Origin of the sequence: Bacillus sp. CBEL-1 (assembly GCF_004348885.1) — a bacterium.
GTDB lineage: Bacteria > Bacillota > Bacilli > Bacillales > Bacillaceae_H > Priestia > Priestia aryabhattai_A.
Window position 1 is genome coordinate 61,366 of the sequence record NZ_SBIM01000006.1, and the last position, 23,843, is coordinate 85,208.

22 protein-coding genes and 1 riboswitch are annotated in these 23,843 nt (G+C 37.2%); of the genes, 7 read left to right on the top strand and 15 right to left on the bottom strand.

Annotated features, from left to right (window positions below):
• Window positions 1–7 precede the first annotated feature (7 nt).
• From EPL02_RS05035 to EPL02_RS05050, 4 genes are all read right to left on the bottom strand, one after another.
• Window positions 8–208, bottom strand: a complete 201-nt coding sequence (locus EPL02_RS05035) for an uberolysin/carnocyclin family circular bacteriocin (protein ID WP_094911416.1) — start codon at window positions 206–208, stop codon at window positions 8–10.
• Window positions 209–239: 31 nt separating this feature from the next.
• Entirely contained in the window at window positions 240–935 is a 696-nt protein-coding gene (locus tag EPL02_RS05040; protein WP_094911415.1) for a YIP1 family protein, read from the bottom strand.
• Window positions 936–1,281: 346 nt separating this feature from the next.
• Complete coding sequence (locus tag EPL02_RS05045; RefSeq protein WP_131887170.1) at window positions 1,282–2,007, bottom strand: ABC transporter ATP-binding protein; 726 nt, start codon at window positions 2,005–2,007, stop codon at window positions 1,282–1,284.
• Window positions 2,008–2,021: 14 nt separating this feature from the next.
• Window positions 2,022–3,809 (bottom strand): hypothetical protein, encoded by a 1,788-nt coding sequence (locus EPL02_RS05050; protein WP_131887171.1) that lies wholly within the window; start codon window positions 3,807–3,809, stop codon window positions 2,022–2,024.
• A gap of 286 nt (window positions 3,810–4,095) precedes the next feature.
• Here EPL02_RS05050 and EPL02_RS05055 point away from each other — a divergent pair, with 286 nt between their 5' ends.
• Window positions 4,096–5,433, top strand: a complete 1,338-nt coding sequence (locus EPL02_RS05055) for a sensor histidine kinase (RefSeq protein WP_094911412.1) — start codon at window positions 4,096–4,098, stop codon at window positions 5,431–5,433.
• 13 nt (window positions 5,434–5,446) lie between these two features.
• A complete protein-coding gene (locus tag EPL02_RS05060; protein WP_094911411.1) occupies window positions 5,447–6,208 on the top strand; it encodes a LytR/AlgR family response regulator transcription factor in 762 nt (253 codons plus the stop codon).
• Window positions 6,209–6,283: 75 nt separating this feature from the next.
• Here EPL02_RS05060 and lepB read toward each other — a convergent pair whose 3' ends face one another.
• From lepB to EPL02_RS05090, 6 genes are all read right to left on the bottom strand, one after another.
• On the bottom strand, window positions 6,284–6,832 hold the full coding sequence (gene lepB, locus EPL02_RS05065) for a signal peptidase I (protein ID WP_094911410.1): 549 nt from the start codon (window positions 6,830–6,832) through the stop codon (window positions 6,284–6,286).
• Window positions 6,833–7,219: 387 nt separating this feature from the next.
• The gene (locus tag EPL02_RS05070; RefSeq protein ID WP_094911409.1) at window positions 7,220–7,777 is read right to left on the bottom strand and encodes a L,D-transpeptidase; all 558 of its coding nucleotides are present in this window, start codon (window positions 7,775–7,777) and stop codon (window positions 7,220–7,222) included.
• Between the two features lie 330 nt (window positions 7,778–8,107).
• Window positions 8,108–9,022 carry a methylisocitrate lyase gene (gene prpB / locus EPL02_RS05075; protein ID WP_094911408.1) on the bottom strand — a complete coding sequence of 305 codons (915 nt, stop codon included), beginning with the start codon at window positions 9,020–9,022 and terminating at the stop codon, window positions 8,108–8,110.
• A gap of 16 nt (window positions 9,023–9,038) precedes the next feature.
• Window positions 9,039–10,475 (bottom strand): bifunctional 2-methylcitrate dehydratase/aconitate hydratase, encoded by a 1,437-nt coding sequence (locus tag EPL02_RS05080; protein WP_131887172.1) that lies wholly within the window; start codon window positions 10,473–10,475, stop codon window positions 9,039–9,041.
• Window positions 10,476–10,570: 95 nt separating this feature from the next.
• Entirely contained in the window at window positions 10,571–11,680 is a 1,110-nt protein-coding gene (gene mmgD, locus EPL02_RS05085; protein ID WP_131887173.1) for a citrate synthase, read from the bottom strand.
• Complete coding sequence (locus tag EPL02_RS05090; RefSeq protein ID WP_131887174.1) at window positions 11,670–11,903, bottom strand: hypothetical protein; 234 nt, start codon at window positions 11,901–11,903, stop codon at window positions 11,670–11,672. The genes mmgD and EPL02_RS05090 overlap by 11 nt, the downstream gene beginning before the upstream one ends.
• A 164-nt stretch (window positions 11,904–12,067) precedes the next feature.
• Window positions 12,068–12,267: riboswitch (cobalamin riboswitch) on the bottom strand.
• Window positions 12,268–12,520: 253 nt separating this feature from the next.
• Here EPL02_RS05090 and EPL02_RS05095 point away from each other — a divergent pair.
• On the top strand, window positions 12,521–12,748 hold the full coding sequence (locus EPL02_RS05095; protein ID WP_131887175.1) for a DUF3923 family protein: 228 nt from the start codon (window positions 12,521–12,523) through the stop codon (window positions 12,746–12,748).
• A 69-nt stretch (window positions 12,749–12,817) separates the two neighbouring features.
• Here the strand turns inward: EPL02_RS05095 and EPL02_RS05100 are convergent, their stop codons facing one another.
• Complete coding sequence (locus EPL02_RS05100; protein ID WP_131887176.1) at window positions 12,818–14,749, bottom strand: DUF2075 domain-containing protein; 1,932 nt, start codon at window positions 14,747–14,749, stop codon at window positions 12,818–12,820.
• 184 nt (window positions 14,750–14,933) lie between these two features.
• On the opposite strand from EPL02_RS05100, the gene EPL02_RS05105 reads away from it, so the two are divergent.
• Window positions 14,934–15,329 (top strand): (deoxy)nucleoside triphosphate pyrophosphohydrolase, encoded by a 396-nt coding sequence (locus tag EPL02_RS05105; protein ID WP_094911403.1) that lies wholly within the window; start codon window positions 14,934–14,936, stop codon window positions 15,327–15,329.
• A 19-nt stretch (window positions 15,330–15,348) separates the two neighbouring features.
• Here the strand turns inward: EPL02_RS05105 and EPL02_RS05110 are convergent, their stop codons facing one another.
• Window positions 15,349–18,153 carry a DEAD/DEAH box helicase gene (locus EPL02_RS05110; RefSeq protein ID WP_131887177.1) on the bottom strand — a complete coding sequence of 935 codons (2,805 nt, stop codon included), beginning with the start codon at window positions 18,151–18,153 and terminating at the stop codon, window positions 15,349–15,351.
• 225 nt (window positions 18,154–18,378) lie between these two features.
• Between EPL02_RS05110 and EPL02_RS05115 the strand changes: the two genes are divergently transcribed.
• Window positions 18,379–19,188 carry a hypothetical protein gene (locus EPL02_RS05115; protein ID WP_205687701.1) on the top strand — a complete coding sequence of 270 codons (810 nt, stop codon included), beginning with the start codon at window positions 18,379–18,381 and terminating at the stop codon, window positions 19,186–19,188.
• Between the two features lie 42 nt (window positions 19,189–19,230).
• Here EPL02_RS05115 and EPL02_RS05120 read toward each other — a convergent pair whose 3' ends face one another.
• The gene (locus tag EPL02_RS05120; protein WP_131887178.1) at window positions 19,231–19,713 is read right to left on the bottom strand and encodes a glutathione peroxidase; all 483 of its coding nucleotides are present in this window, start codon (window positions 19,711–19,713) and stop codon (window positions 19,231–19,233) included.
• Window positions 19,714–19,988: 275 nt separating this feature from the next.
• Here EPL02_RS05120 and EPL02_RS05125 point away from each other — a divergent pair, with 275 nt between their 5' ends.
• Complete coding sequence (locus EPL02_RS05125; protein WP_094911401.1) at window positions 19,989–20,987, top strand: tRNA dihydrouridine synthase; 999 nt, start codon at window positions 19,989–19,991, stop codon at window positions 20,985–20,987.
• An 83-nt stretch (window positions 20,988–21,070) separates the two neighbouring features.
• Here EPL02_RS05125 and EPL02_RS05130 read toward each other — a convergent pair whose 3' ends face one another.
• Window positions 21,071–21,958 (bottom strand): hypothetical protein, encoded by an 888-nt coding sequence (locus EPL02_RS05130; protein WP_131887179.1) that lies wholly within the window; start codon window positions 21,956–21,958, stop codon window positions 21,071–21,073.
• Window positions 21,959–22,176: 218 nt separating this feature from the next.
• On the opposite strand from EPL02_RS05130, the gene EPL02_RS05135 reads away from it, so the two are divergent.
• Entirely contained in the window at window positions 22,177–23,067 is an 891-nt protein-coding gene (locus EPL02_RS05135) for a ferritin family protein (RefSeq protein ID WP_131887180.1), read from the top strand.
• A gap of 89 nt (window positions 23,068–23,156) precedes the next feature.
• On the opposite strand, the gene EPL02_RS05140 is transcribed toward EPL02_RS05135, so the two are convergent.
• Complete coding sequence (locus EPL02_RS05140; protein ID WP_131887181.1) at window positions 23,157–23,774, bottom strand: TetR/AcrR family transcriptional regulator; 618 nt, start codon at window positions 23,772–23,774, stop codon at window positions 23,157–23,159.
• Window positions 23,775–23,843 lie beyond the last annotated feature (69 nt).

Genomic DNA, 23,843 nt, shown 5'->3' on the forward strand with positions numbered 1-23,843 from the left:
TTTCTTATTAGTAAGCAATTGTTTTTTGCTTACCAATTTGTTTGATTAACTTTCTCAATGTACTAATTAAGGTTCCAGTTAATCCAAAGCTTCCAAATGCAGCCAATAACTGTGTTACTGTATCTCCAGCCATGATGGCATTCACAATCAAAGTAGCCCAATACTCGGAGATTCCTAATGCTCCGACTAAATTAGCGATTACGTCCACCCTCTCACCTCCTTCAATCAGTGCATTTTTCTTAATTTAAAAAGCTCAATAGCATAGAAGAAATAGTAAGAAATACTAGCCACGTAGAGAACACAAGGATCATGCTTTTTTTCTTACTAAACCCAATACATACGCTAGCACCTAAGGCAATGATGAAATAACTCCAAATACTGAATATTTCAAGACTAGAGAAGAAATTAAGGATAAAAACCGAATCAGTCAAAGATTGTATCGTAAAACCTAAGCTTGTAATTGGCATTTCCATAGTGTTTTCATTAATAAATAATAGGTTAATTGCTTTCCCAATAATAAGGGGGATTTGCGCAACCATCACGATATGAAAAAGCCCTTTAAACGTTACTCGAACCTGTGCAAATGATAAGATAATTTTATAAATTAAAGTAGAAATTAAGACGGTAAATAAAAATTGGAATATTCCTACTAAAGTGGTTCCAATTACCATAATCATTTGACTTTTTCCATTTTGCAGTTCTTTTGGCAACATGGATCCAATTTCATTATTCGTTAATAAGTGTTGAGAAAGTAAATATGTAATAATTCCATATAAAACTAAAATAATGAAGATATTAACCCCCAGTTTTCTTTGCACTTTTAGCTGACTAAAGAATTTAACTGGGCTAAATAGTGCGCTAACTAGACTAATGGGGTTGTTAGTCGAGAGTGATACAGATTGTTTATTTTCCATTACTTCAGATTGATTCACCATTGTACTTTCTCATCCTCCTGTTTGTTGGTTGCTTCCTGAATAAATAGTACAATAAAAACCCAAACAATAAACATTTTTTGGATATTATGGTCGTTTTTTGTATTTTCAGGGGTTATTTTGCTAATATTAGTGACTAAAATAAAAAGACTAAATCCCTAATTTTTTAAGGACTTAGTCTTTTTTTCATTTTTTTCTTCTAACAAATTCATATGTTGTAATCGAAAAAACAATAATTATAATCAAGGAGATAACCATAATGTCCTTTACCTCTCCTTGATAAATAGCTAATATAAGTGGCGGTGAAGCGAATAGTAAAAACACGATAGTAGCCAGTATAAAGAATTTTTTAGTCATGCGAAGTGCCTCCTGACGTACTTAACATTGAAATAAAGTAGTCTTCTAAGCTTTCATTTTTTGTGAAAACACTTGATATATCTCTTTCTATTTTTAAGATCTTTCCTTCGTTAATGAAGACCAAAGAGTCACAAAATGTTTGTGCCACTTCTAGCTGATGGGTAGAGAGCAAAATAGAGTTACCTATTGATGCATAATCTTTTAAAATGGATTTTATTTTTTTCATATTAATTGGATCAATCCCAGATATGAATTCATCTAACAGTAAGACGCTAGGCTTATTCAGCAGGCTGCCCATCAAAGCTAACTTTTTTTTATTACCTAATGATAAATTTTTAATTTTCTTATCGATTTCTTTCTCTAGATGATAGTAAACAATTTGTTTCTCTACTTCCTCTTTTGATAGATTTAAATCAGTTAATTCCATAATAAACTTTATATATTCTCGACCTGTTAATTCGTCGTATAAATAAGGATGATCAGGTATAAAAGTGACTTCTTTCTTCATTTTCTCTATGCTTTCACTATGCAAAAGCACCTTTCCCTCATTCGGTGTGAGAAGTCCCATTGCAATTTTTAACGTTGTGGTTTTACCCGCTCCATTCTGTCCAAGAAATGCCGTTATTTTCCCTTTTTCAATATCAAATGAGATATGGTCTAATATGCGTTTGGTTTCAAACGATTTACTGACGTTTTGAAAGCGTAAAGAGTAGTTCATACAATCACTTCTCTCTATAAGTTTATTTGTTCAAAGCTTGATTTTTTAACTAATAGTTTGGAAACGAGCGACAGCGCTGTTCCAACAAATAAAAGAAGAATTATTCCAATCATGCCCCACTGAATGACAAGATAGCTTAAAGTCCCAATACTATCCACTAGAAACAAAGCCGTAGGAAGCATCAATAATGGAACCATTAACCCAACGGTCCCAAAGCGGATGACATCGGCAACAATTTTCTTATCTGGATAATCGTCTAACTGTTCGATATTTTCGTAATTAAAATGCGGTCTAAGTACTCCAGGCAAGAACATTAATAAAGCAAAGAAGAAAAAGCTAATAATATGCAATAACAAAGTCATGATACTTAATATGAGCGACATTTGATTAACAAAAAAGAATACGATATCTGCGACGATAAACAAAGGTAAACTTGTCAAAGCGAATAGATGAAACCGATATTTAAACACATCCCATAATGATTTTCCATTTAACAAATAAGTAATGACTTGCTTCCCTTCTCCGTCCACAGAAAACATACCATTTAACTCGGAGAAAATTGAATATACATAGAAATAAGTTAAGAAAAACAAATAAAATGACATGATTAAAAAGTAAATCTCTTCACTTGGATTAAGGCTTTGCAGGAGACCTGTAATCACTCCCCAAATTACCCAAAATAAAAATGACCCTAAAACAATCGGAAACCGATAGCGTAAATAATTCGTTCGATAATGATGCTTCGCTAAAATAGTTGTATACGATGTGCCAGGAATAACTTTAGCTAAAAAAGTATTGAAAGCCTCTATCCTTTTAAACGGATAATATGGTGTTCTTCTATGATGATTCATTTTTGATAGAATGAATAAAAGAACAATCAATCCTACAAAGAACATTGCTAGCTTCATTAAGGCATGGAGTTGTAGGCCATCAAACAAAATGTCTGAAAACACGTTATAAGGCATATAAGGATGTAAAAAGATTTTTGATAGCGGTGCTAAAATAGAAAAAATAACGTCTACTCCTTCATTAATCCATTCATTGTAATGTGCATAATTGATATTATTGCTCGTTAAAGGAAATTTCTTAATCCACGGAGAGCTCACTTTTCCAATAAAAAAAGCTGTATATACAATCAAAAGGCGAACAATTAGGTTTGTTAACAATCTCAAAAAGAAATTCCATTTATAATGCTGTAGCTTAATATAATTGTTATGCAATATTGAAACAAGCAAAGTCATCAGCAGATAGCTACCTAACGTTAAAATTAGTAAGCTAGCAAGATAAACTTTATTTACACCTGTAACAGCGCCTACAGCTACTAAAATTGGAATATAGTTAAAGATAAAATCCTTCGTGTCCCATACAATTGATTCTAAATAAAGAAAGATGTTTGCTTTTCTTTGCTTGATCTTTAACGTAATCATTAACCATTCTTGATCTTTCGATTGTATTTGCCATTTAGAAGAACTTATCCCCGAAATAAAGGCAAAAATCATAATTAAACAAAATAAAATTGACCAAAGAATCTCCCCATTTTGTTGTATGGAAGACAACATCTTTAAAATTAAATTAAGCACTAGACTTTGCTTCACTTCACCATTCGTTAACTGTTCGTTAAGAACTACGTATTTTAAAAGAAAATACGTTCCGAAAAAAATGAAGCATGAATGAATTATATTTTGAATAAAAAATAAGACCCAGAGGCTTCTTCCGACTGATAAATCTCTAAAGATTTTAATATAGTTCCATTGATTCTTCCATCGAATAAAAAGCTTCCATTTCAGCCATTTGCTTATCATTTTTTTCACCCCTCCACTATATTGCATTACAATATAGTAACTCAGAAAACTTCTTACAATAATTTAAAATAAACATACATATATGTCTACATCTCCTGCTTATCTAGGCATTTTTTCGTCTTAACAGGGTCAAAACATCGTCTGTTAAAATCATCAAATTAACCAAGTATTGTTATTTTTAGAAATAATTATTGTAATTAACATATTAAAAAAATTCAATATATGCTATTTTATATATCGTAAAGGGTTGTTAGCATAATAAAAATAGGAGGTAAAAAGAATTAAAATGAACTTCTTCGTTGAACTAGCAGGCACCTTTTTAGAAGTTTTTTCATTAATGTTTTTCTTAATTGCCTTTTTAGGTATTAAATTTTCCAAGGTAAGAGCACAGTTCATAGCAGTCAATTCAATCGGAGTAGCATCGATTATGCTATTGAAGTTAACGACCAACTTTTCACACGCTATTACTTTTTTATGCAGCTTTCTCATTTTATTCATCTTAGGAAGCTTAATTTTTAAGATTAGCTTTTCTGCTGCGTTTATTTCAGTAGTACTCGGTTTATGTATTTTATTATTAGGAGAATTAATAGCACTCCTTTTTTTAGGAAATACCTTTGATGTCATAAGCTTATTGGAAACTCAGTCCTTTAAGAAAATGTTCATTGCGTTACCTCATATTCTATTAATTAATTTCATTAGCTTTCTATTTATTAAATACAAATTACCTTTCATTCCTTTAACTATTATTTACAAAGATCAGAATGAATTCTTTTATAAGCAACATGGGCCAAGGTATATCATCTTAACTTGCTTCACTATGGTACTTATCATTGTTGTAGCATTTACGATTTCGTATAATTTATTTTATTTACAACAAACGAATTCATCTATTTTATTCATTACGGTTGTATCTATCATTTATCTGCTATTCTTTTCACAAATTGTGCTTAAGCATGAATCTGAACGATTAGAGAAACTGTTAGAAAAGCAGCATGAGGTGGAAATTAAGCGATACTTTCAAGTTATTAAATCTCAGCGGCATGATTTTATTCATCACCTTCATACACTATACGGATTAATTGCCCAGCAAAAATTTCAGGATACTGAAGCATATATAGAGGAAGTCATTGAAGATGTGAGAAAAGTAAATGAAGTCATTCCTATTCATCACCCAGCCGTTTCGGCTTTACTATTAACTTTAAAGCAGCAAGCACATACCAAAAATATTCAGATGTCCGTAATCGCAAAAGATAATTTAGCCCACATTCCCTGCAAAGTAACCGATATTAATCGCATACTAGGAAATTTAATTTCAAATGCGATGGATGCCCTAACGCATAATAAAAAACAAAACAGCTGGATTGAGGTTTTAATTGAGACTGAACATTCATCCAACGAATACATATTTACAGTAACAAACAGTGGAGAAATAGACCCTAATGTTGCTTCAAAGTTATTTAACAATCAATTTACAACTAAGTCAAATGATCATGAAGGTATTGGCTTAATTGCTACTAAGCGGATTATCGAGAAATATGAAGGCATGATTTACTTAGAAACAACTAGTAATACTACGGCTTTTATTGCTAGACTTCCAGCTATGAAAAAGAACAAAGCGATTTAAAGGAGAGAGACAGATGGATAAATATAATGTTTTAACCGTAGATGATCAGATCCATTGCACGGATATGTTAAAAAATTTATTAACACGATATCCATTTATCGAAAACATTTATAGTTATTCAGATCCCAGAGACGCACTAGCATTTCTACAAACATCAGCGGTTGATTTAGTTTTTTTAGATATCGACATGCCTCACATCAATGGTTTAAAGTTAGCTGAAACCATTAAACAGCAATTTCCTGATATTTTACTGATTTTTGTAACGGGTCATTCTGATTATGCTCTACATGGGTACGAGTTATATCCTATCGACTTTTTATTAAAGCCTGTAAGCCCGTTACGACTTGAAAAAGCGTTGGTTCAGTTTCGTAACCAGCGCTCAAACAGAACGGTTTCTCAAGAACTTAACCTTGATAGTACACAAGAGCAAGCAACAAAGAAAATCACGGTAAGAGACAAAAGCTCCATTCACTTTATTACAATCAATGAAATTAATTTCGTTGAAAAACGAGGCCGAAAATGTATTATTAGCGTAAGGGATAACAAAGAGATTGAATGCAGCAATACGCTGAACGAACTGGAAAAAATGCTAAGCAAACATCATTTTTTCAGACCTCACCAATCATTCTTAATTCCTTTATCAAAGGTAGCTGAAATTAAGCCTGATGAATACATGCGCTCTTATTTAATCGAGCTTGAAAATGTCAATGCAGAAATTCGAGTTAGCAAAAACAAGTATAGTGAATTGCGACATGCCATTAATTCATATCTATAAGCGTGCTATATATCTTAGTGAAACAAAAATATCCCTTTTTATAAGGGATATTTTTGTTAGTTAAACAATCGTTTTCTACTCTTTTGAATCAGAACCGATAACCTCTAGCTTCTCTAAAGGCCAGTATGCAAGCTCTGCTTTTCCAACCACCTGATCGTACGGAACCGTGCCAAGCATCGGCGACCTGCTGTCTAGGCTGTTGCGGCGGTTATCCCCCATCACAAACAGCTGTCCGTTTGGTACAACTGTCTCACCTGTATACTCTTCAAGCTTAAAGTCTTCTGTAAGAGGTTGTCCCAATAAACCTTTCTTATATTCGTCCAAATAAGGCTCTTCGTATGCTTTTCCGTTAATATAAAGCGTATCATCTTTATATTCAATATGGTCACCAGGCAGTCCAATGACGCGCTTTATGTAATCTTTATTCTTTGTCACGTGAAACACAACAATATCAAACCGATCAACATCTCCTAGCTTATTGACAATCATGCGTTCTTCGCTTTCTAGCGTTGGCATCATCGACGCGCCGTCTACAATGATTGGAACAAACACAAAGTTTCGTACCAAAAAGACAATGGCAACTGCAATTAGAATGGATTTACCCCAAGCTACTATTTCTTTCACCCGCTACACCTCTATTCAACATTTCCTTTTCCTACTTCTAGTTTGTTCACCATTTTATCCATTTAGACCTCTTTTACACTCTATCTTATTTTATTATACTTGATGTAAACGCCATATTTTGTTTATGTAAAATAAGTAAATAGCGACTAGAAAATGTGTTTATGAAGAGATATTGGATACTAACTACTGGCATATATCTATTATTTATAATCAGTTCGGGCTTTTTCTATCTATATTCATTTAATAAAAGCGGATTTACTTACTTTGCTATCAGCACTTTTATTCTGATGATGTTGAGCATAATTAATTATAAAGTCAATTATAAACAAAGAAGAAAACCGCCTGTGCACTAAGGGACTGGCGGTTTTCTTTAAATCATTTCATTTATCACTTGGTGCTGTAGCCTTTAAAATCATATCCGTACACAGCCGTTAATTCTTCAAAGCTTTTATACGAATACGTAATGGCCACTGGCGTACCTACTTTTACTTTATCAAAAAGTTTGGTTACATCCGCATTATGCATACGAACGCAGCCTAAGCTCACGTATTTTCCGATGCTGCTTGGATTGTTATTTCCATGAATTGCATATGTATCTCCGTACGTTCCGTTGGCATTTAAGCCAATCCATCTATTACCTAATGGATTACGAGGATCTCCACCAGGAATTTTCCCTTTATAATAAGGGCGATTTTTTATTTTATTTACTACCTTAAAAAAACCAACCGGAGTATTTTCCCACGACTTTCCGGTCGCAACAGATTTAACCATCTCTAAACTTCCATCTTGATAATAAACTAGCTTATTATAGTATTTGTTGATAATAATTAAATCTTGATTTGCTGTGCTTTTACTAGCAGCTTCTGCTTTATTTGTTGGAAGTCCACTTAATAAAACCACGAGTAATGCTAAAACAGTAATCCCCTTTGTTAACACTTTTTTCATTGTAACTGCTCCCCTTTTTTCTGTTTATAGGCAAGTAGCAAACAGACCTTTTTCTCTATAATTTACTATATTTTTAATATATAACAATAAAGGCAAAAAATATAGATTAATACATAATTAACCATTAAAATTTTGTCAAAAAATCATTAAAAAAGTCGAGAAGTTGCTCAATTTATGGGCAACTCCTCGACCTTTTTTACTATTTATATACAAATTTTCTGTTTTATTTCTTATCTAAATGATTTAACTGCTATATCTGGTCTACTAGAATAAGAACAGTAATTAGTTCAGGTTGCAGCAAGCTCACACTATTCTAACTTCCTTATCTGCTTACGACTTATGCTTTTCTGTAAGAATGGTTTGAGCTAAGTTCTTGTCCAAATGTTCAAAATCATAGTACGAGATAATATCATATAGCTCGCTTCTTGTCTGCATATCTCTTGTTGCTTCTTTTTGAGTACCCGTCGCCTTGATTAGCTCAAATATCCTTTCGTACGCTTTTGCTGCTACGCGAAGTGACGAGACTGGGTAAATGACCATTTGAAAACCCATATTACTAAATTCTGTTGCTGTATAGTACGGTGTTTTCCCAAACTCTGTCATGTTAGCTAAAAGAGGAGCTTGAATTTGCTTTTTGAACGCTCGAAATTCTTCTTCGGAACCCAGTGCTTCAGGGAAAATAGCATCAGCTCCTGCTTCCACATATGCAGCTGCTCGTTTGATAGCTTCCTCCAAACCTTCGCTACTGCGAGCATCCGTCCGAGCTACAATAATTAAAGACGGAGCAACTTCTTTAATTGCTCTAATCTTTTGCACCATTTCTTCTATTGTTACAAGCTGTTTTCCATTGAGATGACCGCATTTTTTGGGAAGCTGCTGATCTTCAATTTGAACGGCAGCTACGTTTGCTTCAACCATTTCTCTAGCGGTACGGGCAGCATTTAAAACGCCACCAAAGCCTGTATCAATATCAACTAGCACAGGCAAGTTTGTAGCTCTTATCAAATCCTTCGCTCGGTCGGCTAACTCAGTAGATGTCACGATTCCTAAGTCGGGCAGCCCCCGACTTGCCGTGTAGGCCGCGCCTGATAGATAAAGTGCTGAAAAACCCGCTTGCTTAGCCACAAGTGCGGCCATAGCATCATGCGCACCCGGAAGTTGAAGGATTTCTGGTGCATCCATAAGCCGTTGAAACGTAGCAGCTAGCTCCTGCTGAGATAACGGCTGATTGACAATCCACGTCATGTAAGACCCTCCTTATTTAGATTAAAAACAATTGAACAAACTCGTTTACGCTCATGTTTTCAAGCTCCTCTTGGTTATAGCAAACTCCTTCGATTCGCTTTTGCTGCTTACGAGGAAAACGCGTTTTGATGTTAGTCGAGAATTTTTCTTTAACCTTTGGAATGGCTTCATCTCTTCTAAAACGGTGGCCTAACGGATACTCACACTCTACTTCTTCTGTTTGGGTACCATCTTTAAAATGAATCTGTACGGCATTTGCAATCGATCTTTTTTTCGGATCCAAGTAGTCTTCGCTATACTGTTTATTTTCAACAACCTTCATCTTGCTGCGCAGCTCGTCAATTCGCGGATCAGCTGCAACTTCGTTTTCATAATCTTCGGCAGCAATTGTTCCTTTAAGAAGACCAATTGCCGTAATATACTGCAAGCAATGATCTCGGTCCGCTGGATTATGAAGCGGCCCTTCTTTATCAATAATGCGAATCGCAGACTCATGCGTTGTAATTGTAATCGACGCAATATCGTTTAATCGATTCACGACTTCTCCGTGCAGTTTAACTGCGCACTCCGCGGCCGTTTGAGCGTGAAACTCTGCCGGGTAAGACACTTTAAACAGCACGTGCTCCATGACATAGGAATCAAGCGGGCGGCCAAGCGTTACCTGTTTCTTATTAAATAATACGTCTTGGAAACCCCAATTAGGTGCAGAAAGCGCAGTCCGATAGCCCATTTCTCCTTTTACTGCCATCATAGCCAGCTGTACGCCTCTGCTCGTGGCGTCTCCCGCAGCCCACGACTTTCTCGAACCGGTATTCGGCGCATGTCTGTAGGTACGTAAGCTCACCGTATCGATCCACGCGTTGGACAAAGCATTAATAATTTCTTCACGCGTTCCTCCAAGCATTTTAGTAACAACTGCAGTCGTAGCAATTTTCACAAACATCACGTGATCTAACCCAACTCGGTTTAAGCTGTTCTCTAACGCCAGTACGCCTTGAATTTCGTGTGCTTTAATCATCATTTCAAGTACATCACGAACAACCAGCGGCTCTTTCCCTTCTGCTATACGTACGCGGCTAATGTAGTCAGCCGTCGCTAAAATACCTCCAAGATTATCAGAAGGATGTCCCCATTCTGCCGCTAGCCACGTATCGTTATAATCCAGCCAGCGGATGATGCAGCCAATGTTGAACGCAGCTCGAATTGGATCTAACTCAAATGACGTGCCCGGCACCCGGCTGCCATTTGGAACAACCGTCCCTGGAACAACTGGGCCGAGAAGCTTTGTGCACTCTGGATAACTAAGCGCCAGCATCCCGCACCCAAGCGTATCAAGCAGCACATAACGAGCGGTTTGGAACGCTTCTAAACTCTTAATCTCCTTATGAAGAACGTAATCTGCGATCTCCTCTAACAAAACATCCGTTTTGACTTGCTCATTCGTTTTCAACATGTGCATCTTTCCTTTCTACTCAAATTTATTTATGATAGAAATGGGTATTCGCCAAAATATCCATTCGGTGAGCGGCCGTGAACAACCCCAAATTGTTAAAAGCGGCGCTCGCCTACATACTGTACGCGAGGTCTAAAAAGTCGATTATGTTCATGTTGCTCAATAACGTGCGCACACAATCCTACCGTTCTAGCACTAAAAAAGATTGGTGTATAAAGTGAAATAGGAATACCAAGCATCCAATAAACAGGTGCTGCGTAGTAATCTAAGTTTGGATAAAGACCTTTTTCACGCTTCATAAGTTCCTCGCCCGCCTCGCACATGCGATAAAGGCGATCATCTCTTTGCAGGTCGCATAGCTGTTTGAGCGACTCTTTCATCATTAAAGCACGCGGATCGATTTTGTTCATATACACGCGATGTCCAAATCCCATGATACGCTCTCTTTTATAAAGCTTAGCGGCCAGCAGCTCTTCAAATTTATCCACAGTACCAGCTTCTAAAAGCATTTCCATTACCGCTTCATTAGCTCCTCCATGCAAGTTTCCTTTTAAAGAAGCAACAGCTCCTGTCAACGCTCCGTATAAATCAGACTGAGTAGAAGAAATGACTCTCGCCGTAAACGTTGAGTTTGGCATCTCATGCTCACTGTATAAAACAAGTGAACGATCAAAGATTTGCTCTTCCAGAGACGATGGCTTCTTTCCGGTGATCATATAAAAGAAATTTGCGCTATACGATAACTCTTTAAGGGGACGAATAGGTTCTTTCTTCTCAATTAACCGGTAGCTGTTGGCCACAATCGCAGGCACTTTACCTAACAACTTGTAAGCACGGCTTTTATTTACTGATAGCGAGCGGTCATCAAGCCTCGTATCAAAGCCAGAAAGAAACGAAATTCCTGTTCGCAATCCATCCATTGGATGCGTGCCGTTAGGGAGTAAGCGGAAGACATCCAACAGTTCATCTGGAATGTCATACGCTCCTTTTAAAAATTCTTCGACTAGCTTCTTCTCGTTATTATTGGGGAGCCTTTCTTCTAGTAAAAGATAGATCATATCAAGATAGCTCCTTGATTTTGATAGCTCAATCAGGTCATATCCTTGAATAATAATTTTTCCTTGCTGTGTATCGAGAAATGAAATTTTTGTTTCAGTAGCTACAACGCCTTCAAGTCCCGGAAAAAACCTCGCTTCAGTCTCCATACCTCTCTTCCTCCATTCCAAATATCTCTTCACCTACTATCTTGTAAGCCTTTTCAATATTGTGTAAAAAAAGAGCCTTCTTTTCAGCATCCCCCCTCTCATCTACCACACAATCTCGTAACTCGTGATAATAGTCTGAAAGTGTACAAGGATTCTCTGCCACTACGTTATTCATAATGCTCGTTTTGAAGTAATTCACAAAATACTCAACTGATCCATCCACAGCTGCTCACCTCCATCACGCGTACCCTGTAAAAAAGCAACAAAAAAACAACTTCTCAAAGAAGTTGTTAAGCCGCGAGACAATACTCAAATAAACATGTTTTTAAATCATTTTTAAAACATGTTTGTCACTTCGCACTTAACACCCCCTATCCGCGTAGGTATTGATGCATGCTAAAACAGGCAGGTCTCCTGGCTTATGATCATCGCTCTTCGAACCTTCCCATCTTCATTTCCATGAAAACAGTGGCTTTTTTCGAATCGCTCCCAAATACAGTTGCGGGACAGCGCCGGAATCCAACCGAACTTCCCTTTTAAGCAGATGAAAGATACCTTTCATCTACACCTGTTTCTACACCGATATTAAATTCACTTTAAACATATCAAATTTTATAAATTTTTACAATTTTTATTTTCATTTCACTTAGCTAACACTGTACAACACTTCATTTTTCAAAGCACTTATCTTATAAATCCATTTATAACCTCTCTGGCAAAATCATAAATAAAATATAGAAAAATTGTTTTTTTGTTAATTATTGGATAATAAATCCTGGATAATAAAGGAAAAACTTAAAAGTAAATTTGCTTTATGCCAAAGATGAAAGGAGCGATTTCATGAAAAAACGATGGATTTCCTGGTGGATTACGAACTGTTTTTGGGCCATGCTATTTGTTTTAGGCACTATTATGGTATGGACGCGAAAAGTGGACGGAGCGGGTGCCATTCAAACCCCTGAGATTAAACTATTATCCTTTATTGTGTTAGTGCTTGCCTTTGTCATTCCGCTTGTGATTCAAGTTGTATGGCTTGTTTTTAATGTAAGAGGGAGCAGTAATACCTAGGTTTAGAGCATCCTGAAGTGAGCTATTTATCTCTCGGGATGCTTTAGAATTAGAATCTATTTAATAAATTCAGCTATCCTCTGCCACCACAGACCAATCGGCAAAAAAACCATTTGCCTTATAAAAAGTATCGGTCACTTGCAGACGATTACGCAGGTATTCTTCAAGGTAGCTATCTGTACAATATACAAAACAACCTTTTTGTCCACGTGTTAATAACACACGATACGTATTTCGAATAATTTCATCAGCAATTTTTAATGCTTTTTCTGGTTCTTTTTTCATCATCTTCTTTAAACCTCGTAATGAATTATCTGTTTTTGCGCGCTTCGTATAGTCTGTTTTAATTTCGCCTTCACGATAGGTTAAATCATCGCCAATAATAACACCTACATAGTCAAACTCTAGCCCTTGACACGTGTGAATACATCCAACTTCATTAACAGATTCAGAATCAATTGCCCACGTTTCTGAATTCCCTAAGTTCCAGCTCATGCCAAAGTTATGTTCTTCAATTGTAATATCATGAACATCCGTGCTGTTTTTTCCTTCCTTCTCCCAATTCCAACAGTATCCAGCTACTAAACGAGACTTATTCTTCACTTTATTTAGCTTGAAAATGGCTTGCTTCAGTTCATTAGGATCCGAATAAATGCGAAAATCGTATTGATTGCCTAAATGATTGTCGTTAGCTGTCTTTTGAATTTCTAATACATCATCTAACCACGCTAAGTAACCATCAGACCCATTGCAACGAAACTGAGATTCTAAACGTGCTTTCGTCACTATAGCACCAGCTTCGCTTGCAAATATTTCAATACTGTTTGTTTCTCCTACATCCTTTAAAGTCACCCGCTGCTGCTCATCAATAAAGAAAATAGCTAGCTTAGACGCTTGAATAATTTCTTTCATTTGATTTTCACCTAAGTTGGCAAAAAGACCTGACTTTTCATTTAAACGATGAGCTTCATCCACAATTAAAGTATCAAACTCATTTACTGGTGTGTTAATGTAACTCCCTGAACCTGTAAACAAATTATCTATGTGACCTTTTCTAAAGTCTCCCTTTAGTTTATTAGCATAAATCTTACGAGGAGCAGCATTTTTTGTTACGTACTGAGCTACCATGCTACTCTTTGTGAGCTCTACCAATAAATTAATTGCTAGCACAGATTTCCCTGTTCCAGGACCCCCTTCAATTATAAGCACCTGCTTAATATTTGTTCGAATTGCTTCTTTTGCAAGCTGTAGAGCTGCTTCATATACAACCTTTTGAACATCAATCATCATGAATTCTTCGTTACCCTGAAGCATGCTATTTAGTGAATCTTGTAATGATTTCGAAGGCCGAATCCGTCCATTTTCAATTTTATATATATTCTCTTTATTATCTCCATATTTAATATGACGCTTAATAAAATCTCGTAGCTTAGCAGCTTCACCCTTCATAAATACAGGCGCTTGGTTTATATAATATTCGTAAATCGGGTCTGTTAACGGATCTTTTTCTTGATAGATATAATTATGTAAATAAGCGCACGGATAAAGCTTTATATTTTCTTTTTGCACGTTCTCATTATAATCTTGAATTAACGAAGCATATGACCATGCTTGATATGAGGGATGTGTTGTTTCAACTAACCCTTTGTTCATACCCGTTTTCACAATAGCTTCCTTATTCTCTACTCTTTCGACGCGCTCCCACTGCTTCAATTCAACAATGACAATAGAGTCACGCTCATCATCTCGCCCAGAAATTAAAAAGTCAACGCGCCTAGACGTATAAGGAATCTTAAATTCAATCGCAACTCCAGCATTTTTCGGTATGTCTCTATCACTCAAAATCCGGTACATATACTGCATTGAATTATCCCAAGAACGAACTTCACTTTGATTGACTTTACCGATTTTTTCATTATAGTTGTTGCAAATATTATTCACTAACCTATCATCAAATATATCTGTCAAAAACTCTTGTTTTGTAGCTTCGTAGACTATCAAGATTATCACCTGATTCTTATTTTTTATGTCATTGTGTTCACATATATTGTAAATATTATATCAAATAAAGAAGATATGTGGTTCATTTCCCTCATCACCCTCAATCTACCTATCAATTCCGATCTTATAATCTCCTACTCTCCTATGTTATGATGAAACAAAACAGCTGTAAGGAGAATGAACCGTGAAGAAAAAAATAAAGGTCGTTGCGGCCGTTATTGAAAATGATCAAAATGAAGTGCTATGTGCTCTTCGCTCAAACGACATGTCTCTACCGAACATGTGGGAATTTCCTGGTGGAAAAGTAGAAGAAGGCGAAGACATCTACTCTGCGATTGTGAGAGAAATTGAAGAAGAGCTGCACTGTAAAATCAAAGCAACCGAATTACATAACGAGCATACGCATGAATACGATACGTTTATCATTGAGCTTATTGCCATTAAAGCTGAAATTGCTGAAGGTACACCGCAGCCTACTGAGCATGCGAAGCTTGTTTGGTTAAACAAAGAAAACCTTCATTCACTTGTCTGGGCACCAGCTGATGTTCCGGCGGTTGAACTGTTAGTAGAAAAGAAATAGCCTTCTCATGATGAGAAGGCTATACTCTTTCCGTAAACTCTGTATACAGAAGTGCTGGAATTTCATTTTCTAATTCTAAAATGACCGTAATTGGCTTTTCTCCGTGGTACTCAACCGTATTTCCTTTTCCGATATAAATAAACGGCTCAGTTTTTTCATCAATTTTACGATACTTTCGTACAAACAGATGCAGATAAATACCTCTATCTTTGTTAAAAATGATATTCTTTCCTCGCTCAGATTTTTGGGTCGTACTGTTTGGCGTTTGCCAGTGGAACGTACGCTTATCGATGAACTTATCCTGATAGTTAATACTTTCTTTAATATCTTCTTCCTTATGAAGATCAATAAATAAGAAAAACTCTTTCTCATTTGTTAATAAACCAGAACCACGAAACGAGCTGTGCGTTTTCCGATAGTTTGATAGTAAAGCTGGGTCCATCATCGTGTACTGTTCATACAGCTTTAAATGCGGTACGCCGTAATCTCGTTTACCAAACTCTTTTTCGTAGCGGAAAATACCATAATCAATCGCATCTTTAATAAACGGCTTAAACTGATCGTTATGTAAAACATTCACAAAGCGCTCCGTTTTCACCGCTTCTTCTCCGTTAAAATCAAGTAGCTTTAACTTAGAACGAAGCTGACCACTATCATAGTACGCTTGATTTAATACTTCAAACGCATGCCTTACCGTATCTTCCTCCACGTTCTCTACGTATTTCAAGATTTCTTTATTAGCTTGCTTCAGTGAAACTTTGTCATGACCTAGTAAATATTTCAAAATCACAAACTCGTATACCCGCTTGATTGGTAGCTTACTAGACAATTCCTTAAGGGCACTTTCAAAGTCTTCATGAAGCAACAAAGTTTTCAGCTGGTCGTCTTTTTCGGTTTTTGCTACAAACTGAAGATATGATTTTTCTTTATTAATAAATTTCACTGGGTCAGGCGCTCCGTCGAACTTTAAATAGTCCATGAGATAATACGGAATCATGCCTTGATTTAATTTTTTGAACTCGTTGTACTCTTCTCTCAGGTACTTCAGCGAATTGAAGTTTTCACGGTCAATTTGCGCTAAAATTCTGTCGCGTGAAATCTCATCCATTTGAATATGCGTAGCACCTGGAATACTTGGGAATCCCGTTGCTATAGCTACCTTTAAGCTTTCCTTATCGTAATAGCGGCTGCCGTTTAAGGCAAGGGCAATTAAAAAGACCTTGCTGTGATTTCCGATAAAATCAAGCACTGTTAGGAATGATTTGCTTTCGTGCTTGCGCAAACCACGTCCCAGCTGCTGGATGAAGACAATTGGTGAATTTGTTGGACGAAGCATTAATACAGAGTTCACCGATGGAATGTCCACACCTTCATTGAAAATATCTACTGAAAAGATGACTTCTAATTCATCTCTATCGTCTTCTAATCGTTTAATACACGCTTGACGCTGAAGGATGGAATGGCCGCCATGTAACACTTCACTTTTGTAGCCACGCTTATTAAACTGTGCTGCCATATACTCAGCGTGCTCAATACTAGCGCAAAAGCCAAGCGTTTTACGAGTTAAGCCGTCGTGACCATAAAACTCCATGTTTTCAATAATAAAATCAACGCGCTCATTTACTTTTAACCGTTTGGTTACCTCGGCTATATCATCAATGTCAATATCACTTAAATCAACATCTTCAATATCCGTAATACCAAAATAGTGAAACGGTACAACTAACTGATCTTCTAGCGCTTCGTGAAGACGAACTTCAATACCTACGTTGTTATCAAACAAATCAAATACGTTCATGCTGTCGCTTCGCTCTGGCGTTGCCGTCATGCCTAGCGTAAATGCTGGGGTAAAGTAGTCCATTACTCGCTGATAAGAAGGACTTGTCGCATGATGCGCTTCATCATAGATAATATAATCAAACGAATCTCGCTCAAACGTACTATAGTGCTTCGTTAACGTTTGAATCGTCGCAAACAAGTAGTCTGCTTCTTGATTTTTCGAGCTTCCTGTCAAAAAGCCAAACGTCACTCCCTCGTTCACAAGCAGCGTTTCAAACGTTTCTTTTGCTTTTTGGAGTATCTCTTCTCGGTGTACAATAAACAAAAGGCGCTTTGGCTTCACTTTTTGCACGTCGAATGCTGACATATACGTCTTACCTGTACCCGTTGCCGCAATGACTAAAGCTTTCGTTTCACCAAAGCTGCGCAAGCGCCCTAAATTTCCCATCGCGCGCTGTTGCATCTTATTTGGTTTGATGTATTCACTCTGTTCAAAAATCATCTGGGGCTTGTACGCTGCTTCCTTTAGCGCAGCCAAAAACTTTCCGTACTCCTCGAGAAATTCGCTCGTGGCGTCGTTGCTAATGTCCCACAAATGCTCGTATTCCTTTAGTACATCTTGAATGAAAGGCGTTTCGCTCTTTGATACAACCTCTACATTCCACTCAATATTGCTTTTCAGCGCGCTTTGCGTCATATTTGCAGATCCAATAATCACCTTGTAGTCGCTCTCATACTCAAAAATATAAACCTTCGTATGAAACCCTTTTTCTTCTACCGAGCTAAATACCTTAAGATCAATATTATCAAAGCTTTTAATCTTCTCTAACGCCTTCACTTCCGTAAAATTCAAATACGTCGACGTAATAATACGCCCTTCTACACCACGATTAGCCGCTTCCTTCAAAGGGTCTAAAAGCAGCTGCAGACCGCTAAAATTAATAAAAGCCACGCTAAAATAAAAGCTCTTACACTCTTTCAAAGAAGTCACAAGCTCATGTAGAAGATTCGTGTTTTTTGAGTTTACTAGTAATCGATTGTTCATGTAGTCCACCGCTCCACCTTTTTCCATTAAACTGTTACTTTTAGTTTAGGGGTTTGGACGGGGTGGATCAAGGGGTTTTTGGTAAACAGCAAGAGTTAAAGTATCTATCTTATAAACTATCATCAACCTCTTTACCCTCAAACAACTTCCCACAATTTGTTAATCCTATGCTAAAATCATTCTAAATGTTTTAATGCATTTCATACATAGAAACGAGGAAACAAAATGACAAAAGCAAAATGGCTACTCGTTCTTCTGTGCGTAATGGACTTAGGACTAACATCTATGCATCTATCAGGCTATTTTTTCCTCTTTTTAAAACCAACTGGTTATCTCATTCCTTTAGTCATCAATATCATCGTGCTGTTTTTTGTTAACAAAAAGCTGTGGATTGGTTTAGGACTAATCGTTGGAATTCCGGCCTTATTTATACATGGGTTTATGGTCTTGTTCATGGATTATGACTATACAAAGATTGATTCTCCCAGTCACAAACAATCTCTTGTAATTGAGTATCGTCACGTCACTCTAGGTGAGACAACGTATTTTTATCACTTTTATAAAACACGATTTGGAGTAATTGGTAAGCTTCTCGACAATCAATCGGTGGAATTTATGGTGAGAGGACCCGAATATCCTGTTGAAGAAGGAGCTGAGGCAGCATTAGGAGCCCATAATCCAACATGGGTTTCCAAAGATATTGTCAGGTTTAACTCATGGAAAGGAGCAAAAGATGTGTATTTAGCCTCTTCTTCATCGTCAGTCAGTACAAAAGAAATAGAGAATTTCATACTGAAAGCAAAAAGCAACAGTGACGGAGAGAAAATAACCATTAACGGGATGGATTTCATCACCCGGTATGATAAAAAAACAGGTCAGCGCTGGATTGATGTTGTAAGCGATGGTGACGAAGGGCTAATACCCAGACAGCAGTGCTCCTGGATTGTACGCAACGAAGAACGCGGATATTATATGTTAGAGGAATGTACGCATCAGTGGGAGTATGAGCTATATCCTCTTACGGACGGACAGTAATATTATAGGAGCTTAGATACCTAAGCTCCTTTTAATCTTTCTCTACAGCGCTAACTGCTTCACAATTTCTTTCTCAATCTTTTTCGGCTCCACAGTTGGCGCATAGCGCTCTAATACACGGCCTTTCTTATCAACAAGAAACTTTGTAAAGTTCCACTTGATGTTTTTAGATAGGAGACCCTTTTTTTGATTCTTTAAAAACGTAAACAGCGGGTCTTCATTCTCTCCGTTCACATCAACCTTCGCAAACATCGGGAAAGTTACGCCGTAATTCAGCTGACAGAACTGCGTTGTTTCATTAATATTATCGAACTCTTGGTTGTTAAATTGACCGCATGGAAAACCTAAGATTTCTAAGCCCTGTTCGTTGTATTTGTCATATAGCTCTTGTAGTTCTTTAAACTGACCTGCTAGACCGCAGTGACTAGCCGTGTTTACAATGAGTACTACTTTGCCTTCATACTTCTTTAATGCTTGTTCTTCGCCATTTGTCTTTTTTACCGTCAAGTCGTACAAAGTCTCCACATTCGCTTCCCCCTCCATAAATATTGCGCACTATTTAATTTTACAAAATGTTTATAGAAAGTTCAATCATTTTCCTTTTCATCAGAACCACAAAACGATTTAAATAACAATTTCCAGCACAACAAGATGTCTCGTTCCCTTGCACTTTTTATTTAATACTATTAAAGTATATAGTGGTTGAATTTCTTCTATAGTAGAAATCAGCTCTCTAACAATCATTTCACTTTTTAATTTCGGGAACGCGTTTCCCTTTAAGGAAAGGGTTTAGATATACAATGAAAGATAATTTTTGGCATGAGCTGCCTCGTCCGTTCTTTATTTTGGCGCCAATGGAAGCCGTAACGGACGTTGTTTTCCGTCACGTGGTGACAGAAGCAGCTCGACCTGATGTGTTTTTTACAGAGTTTACGAATACGGAAAGCTACTGCCATCCGAAAGGAAAAGATAGCGTAAAAGGACGTCTAACGTTCACTGAAGATGAGCAGCCAATCGTTGCGCATATTTGGGGAGACAAGCCTGAATACTTCCGTCAAATGAGTATTGGTATGGCTGAAATGGGCTTCCGCGGCATTGATATTAATATGGGCTGTCCTGTACAAAACGTTGCAGGAAACGGAAAAGGATCTGGCTTAATCCGTCGTCCAGACGTTGCGGCAGAAATTATCCAAGCAGCAAAAGCTGGCGGACTTCCTGTCAGCGTAAAAACGCGCCTTGGCTATACAAAAGTCGACGAGTGGTACGACTGGTTAAAGCATATTTTAGAACAAGATATCGTTAACCTATCTATCCACCTTCGTACGAAAAAAGAAATGAGTGACGTGGACGCACACTGGGAGCTGATCCCAGAAATCAAAAAACTTCGTGATGAAATTGCGCCTCATACGCTTCTTACGATTAACGGTGACATTGCTGACCGTCAACAAGGCTTGGAGCTTGCGGAGAAGTACGGTATTGATGGAGTTATGATTGGACGCGGAATCTTCCATAATCCATTCGCGTTCGAAAAAGAAAAGAAAGAGCATACAAGCGAAGAGCTATTAGACCTTCTTCGTTTGCAGCTAGATCTTCACGATAAATATTCGAAAGAATTAGAGCCACGTCCATTCAAACCGCTTCGTCGCTTCTTCAAAATCTACGTTCGTGGATTCCGAGGTGCAAGTGAGTTACGAAACTTACTGATGAGCACAGAAACGACTGATGAAGTACGTGATTTGCTTGATGAGTTCAAAGATCGAACTGGCATGAAAGAAGACGAAGGTTTTTCCATTAAGTAATCTTTGTTTTACTTAAAAAGTGCCAAAACAAAAAGCTGAGCCTACATGAGGTTCAGCTTTTGTTTTTGATAAATCAAATTTACTTATTCACTAAAGCCGTCTTCCGTTAACGCATAGTTAATGCGCGCGAATAAATTGTTGGTTTCTTGTCTCGCTTGGGCATATACCTTTTCAAATTCCGCTTTATTTTCAGCAGGATTCTCAAATTTACCTACCTGTCCCCACATTGCTTGAACCATTTTCATGTTTTCAAAAAGCTCATAGTCTAACGGAGTTTGCGGAGCCGGTGCAAAAACAAGCGGTGCGCCTAGTTTTTCTAGCTCTTCTTGTCCTACTACAAACGCCGGGTGATCATATAAGTCACGGTCCATCGCAGTTTTAATATCATTCATTGTCGGTCCGACTAAATAAAGCATCTGCATCATGCCTCGCTCTAAGTTCGTCGCTTGTTCCCATGTTCTATACTCAGAAGGATCCGTGCCTTGGAGCTGCGTTGGCTGATTGGCTAAAATCAATTTATAGATTTGATCCCTTTCGGCTTGATTTTGAAGCTGATATGCTTGTTGGCTTTCTGGATTAATAAACACATCACTGTAGTTTGTGATGTTTGAAACCTTTGAAGATGACGTACTGCTGACAATTGTTCGGATTGGCTCTTCCGTTAAGCTAAAGTAAATTCTTCCCGTCTCGTCCATATAGTTTTCAACTAGTTCTTGTTCCGTAAGATCTTTTTCGTAATATGGTGAATCGATCGAAACCGTTGGAATTCGAAGCTTGTCTGTCTCTTCTTGGGATAGTTCCACTTTTGAGGTTTCTTCTTTTGAATTTTCCTTTTCAGCTTCTTTTTCTATTTTTTCTTCATTCTTTTGCTCTTCCGCAGCCGCTGTTTCTTTCGCTTGTTCTGCACTCTCGTCTTTACCGCAAGCTGCTAGTAGTAAGCTTGCAGCTGTTACAAGTAACCATTTCTTCATCTTGTTCGCCTCACTCGTCCGTTTTTTCTTAACTTAAAAAGTATATCATTCATAAATTGAAAATTATGGATGATATGTAAAAACAGGAAAAAGGCATTAAGCGTTAGAAAAAACATCATACGAATTAACTAATCATTACGTCTTAGAACATAGTCATGCACACTAGCCCGCTTTACATACATAAAATGTATGAATTGCAAATACAAGGAGGACAATCTATGTATTCATACTTTCATGATTTTTATCGAAACACCTCAGATACAAAGCTTTTAAGCGATATTCAAAAAGCTATCAATGCAGAGTATAGTGCTATTTCGTGCTACGAGAAGTTAGCTAACCTAGCACCGACAAAAGAAGAGCGCAACAAAATACGTGAAATTCAAAAAGATGAAAAACGACACCTTGAAGAGTTCACCAGAATTTATATAGCGTTAGCTGGAAGACAGCCCTCTTATCAAATCACTGAACAATGTCCCAACAATTATAAAGATGGCATTGAGTTTGCGTTTAAAGACGAGCAAGAAGCTGTGGATTCTTACTTAGATATTTCAGACAAAGCGCAAGACCTTACGATAAAAGATCGTTTTCGACGAGCAGCCTCAGATGAGCAGAATCACGCTGTATGGTTCTTATATTTTATGAAAAATCCAAAGCCCTCTTCGTCTCAAAGGCAGCTTGATGATTACGGTGCTAAAGGGGCATTAAATGCACCATCGCTATCGTTATCAGAAATGCTGACATATGCACTTCAAGACGAGTACCTAGCTCAGTCTAGATATAATAACGTTATTCAAACGTTTGGGCCCGTACGAACATTTGTTCAAATTAAAGAAGCAGAACTACGCCATATTGATGCACTACTGCCACTATTTGATCGCTATCAAGCACCGATTCCTGATGATACTTCTCAAGACCTTGTCAAAACTCCAGCAAACCTCAAAGCTGCATATTCAGCAGGTGTTCAAGCAGAGATTGATAATATTAAGATGTACGAACGCTTTTTAACATACGATATTCCAAGTGATGCACGAACGGTCTTTTCACAGCTACGAAACGCATCTGTCAATCATTTAGCTGCTTTTGAAAGAGGGGTTGCATCTTTCGGCTAACCGATTAAACATCTTTAAAAAAAGGCTAAACTAACAGCAGTTTAGCTTTTTTGAGATGAAGATCGTTCTTAGATAGACCTTCTGGCACCTTATTTTTTCAAACCAGCAGCAAAAAAAGGACCGTTAAAAGTAATGATTGAAAAGATTTTAGCCATTTCTTCTGGCGATTCTTTTCGGCCGCTATTAAGCCACTGTTGGATTACTCCAATATGCGCAGAAGCTATGTAAGAAGCCAAGTAGTCTCCTGGAACAAGAAAATTTTCTTTCCGAACAAAGTCAAAGGCTTCATTTTCAAAGATTTCTGTCCACATAAACTTTTTTAACCTCGTCTGAAAAGATAAATCTCCGTTTGGACCTAATAACGCTCTCATGAAACTACTGTTTTTGTTTAGATATTCAAAGATTACGATTGCAATGGTAGACGGAACTGCTATTGGTGAGTCCTCTTCTAGAGAAGCGACAACGCTTGGGAAATTTTCTTTTACAATAGTAGAAAGCTCTAGCATCACTTCATCTTCACATTTTTTCATTAAATCAAATTTATCCTCATAATGCGCATAGAATGTGCCTCGATTGATGTTGGCTCTCGTTGTGATATCTTTCACTGAAATAGCGTCGAACCCTTTTTCCTCAATTAATTCAATAAATGCATTTTGGATTGATTCTCTTGTTCGAACAATTCGCAAGTCCAAATGCTGATTTTTCATCGTATGTCCCCCTTTATTTTATCCAACAGATTGCTAAGTAGTGTTCCGTAACCGACACATCCTTGAATG

Excerpts from the sequence above, each read along its gene's own strand:
- EPL02_RS05040 (WP_094911415.1), bottom strand. The coding sequence starts at position 935 with ATGGTGAATCAATCTGAAGTAATGGAAAATAAACAATCTGTATCACTC.
- EPL02_RS05045 (WP_131887170.1), bottom strand. The coding sequence starts at position 2,007 with ATGAACTACTCTTTACGCTTTCAAAACGTCAGTAAATCGTTTGAAACC.
- EPL02_RS05050 (WP_131887171.1), bottom strand. The coding sequence starts at position 3,809 with ATGATAAGCAAATGGCTGAAATGGAAGCTTTTTATTCGATGGAAGAAT.
- EPL02_RS05055 (WP_094911412.1), top strand. The coding sequence starts at position 4,096 with ATGAACTTCTTCGTTGAACTAGCAGGCACCTTTTTAGAAGTTTTTTCA.
- EPL02_RS05060 (WP_094911411.1), top strand. The coding sequence starts at position 5,447 with ATGGATAAATATAATGTTTTAACCGTAGATGATCAGATCCATTGCACG.
- EPL02_RS05070 (WP_094911409.1), bottom strand. The coding sequence starts at position 7,777 with ATGAAAAAAGTGTTAACAAAGGGGATTACTGTTTTAGCATTACTCGTG.
- prpB (WP_094911408.1), bottom strand. The coding sequence starts at position 9,022 with ATGACGTGGATTGTCAATCAGCCGTTATCTCAGCAGGAGCTAGCTGCT.
- EPL02_RS05080 (WP_131887172.1), bottom strand. The coding sequence starts at position 10,475 with ATGTTGAAAACGAATGAGCAAGTCAAAACGGATGTTTTGTTAGAGGAG.
- mmgD (WP_131887173.1), bottom strand. The coding sequence starts at position 11,680 with ATGGAGACTGAAGCGAGGTTTTTTCCGGGACTTGAAGGCGTTGTAGCT.
- EPL02_RS05095 (WP_131887175.1), top strand. The coding sequence starts at position 12,521 with ATGAAAAAACGATGGATTTCCTGGTGGATTACGAACTGTTTTTGGGCC.
- EPL02_RS05110 (WP_131887177.1), bottom strand. The coding sequence starts at position 18,153 with ATGAACAATCGATTACTAGTAAACTCAAAAAACACGAATCTTCTACAT.
- EPL02_RS05115 (WP_205687701.1), top strand. The coding sequence starts at position 18,379 with ATGACAAAAGCAAAATGGCTACTCGTTCTTCTGTGCGTAATGGACTTA.
- EPL02_RS05125 (WP_094911401.1), top strand. The coding sequence starts at position 19,989 with ATGAAAGATAATTTTTGGCATGAGCTGCCTCGTCCGTTCTTTATTTTG.
- EPL02_RS05130 (WP_131887179.1), bottom strand. The coding sequence starts at position 21,958 with ATGAAGAAATGGTTACTTGTAACAGCTGCAAGCTTACTACTAGCAGCT.
- EPL02_RS05135 (WP_131887180.1), top strand. The coding sequence starts at position 22,177 with ATGTATTCATACTTTCATGATTTTTATCGAAACACCTCAGATACAAAG.
- EPL02_RS05140 (WP_131887181.1), bottom strand. The coding sequence starts at position 23,774 with ATGAAAAATCAGCATTTGGACTTGCGAATTGTTCGAACAAGAGAATCA.